General features: G+C 58.9%; 1 pseudogene. It reads right to left on the bottom strand.

Annotation, left to right across the window (positions count from 1 at the left end):
* Positions 1–30: 30 nt before the first annotated feature.
* A pseudogene (locus HMPREF2635_RS06820) lies at positions 31–808 on the bottom strand (HNH endonuclease); the annotation flags it as partial.

Here is an 808-nt window from a genome sequence, read left to right as displayed (position 1 = left end):
GACGTGTCTACTTTCCGGGGGTCAGGCCCCCAAATGATGCACCTGACAATAATCCGCCGGCTTATTACACCCCTCACGCGCACACGTCGGATGCTCCGCACTGGCCATTAACCGCTGCTCAAACCCAGCTAAACGCCGCACCCGATGCAACCACACCGGCCCAATCGTTGGATGCACCAACGTCACATACCCAACCTCAGCAAACTTATAAGTGACAAACTCCCGACCCGTCATCCGCCCACCGTTGGTGAGTACCAGCTCAATATCATCACCCTCACCCCGCACAATCCGGTCCAACTCATCCAAGGTCACCACCACGTTGGTCGCCACCGCAGGCTTAGTGCCCCCATGCGCCTGGTAGAAAAACACCTGACCGGCCGCATCCAACAAATCAGCCCGATTAATCGACTCCAACACCCCACGCATCTCACTAATGCGCAGCGGCGAATCAGTAATCGTCAACGAATGCGGACCCGACGCCCGATACGTCAGACGCACCCCAACCTCCGGCACCCGCCGCGGCCGCAACTGCGCCAACCTCTCCTTCGCCACCTTCGGGATACGGTCTGCTGGAGTCCCCGCCAAACGGACACGCAGATTCCACGCATCCAACTCCTTCTTCACCCTGGCGGTATACGACTCAATCAAACTCAACGTCGCCACATCATGCCTTTGAGCAACCGCAGCCGCACGCGCCTGGCGCTGCTTGCCCGTAAAACGCGTCGACCCGAAATACACCCCATGCAACCCAGCCAACTCCACAGCATCAGCCCTTGATGCACCACGCGCGCGTAAATCATCCACACTG

Source organism: Corynebacterium sp. HMSC035E02 (genome assembly GCF_001836065.1).
GTDB classification, from domain to species: domain Bacteria; phylum Actinomycetota; class Actinomycetes; order Mycobacteriales; family Mycobacteriaceae; genus Corynebacterium; species Corynebacterium hiratae.
Note: the sequence above shows the minus strand (reverse complement) of the source record. Positions and strands in the feature narration are given on the sequence as shown.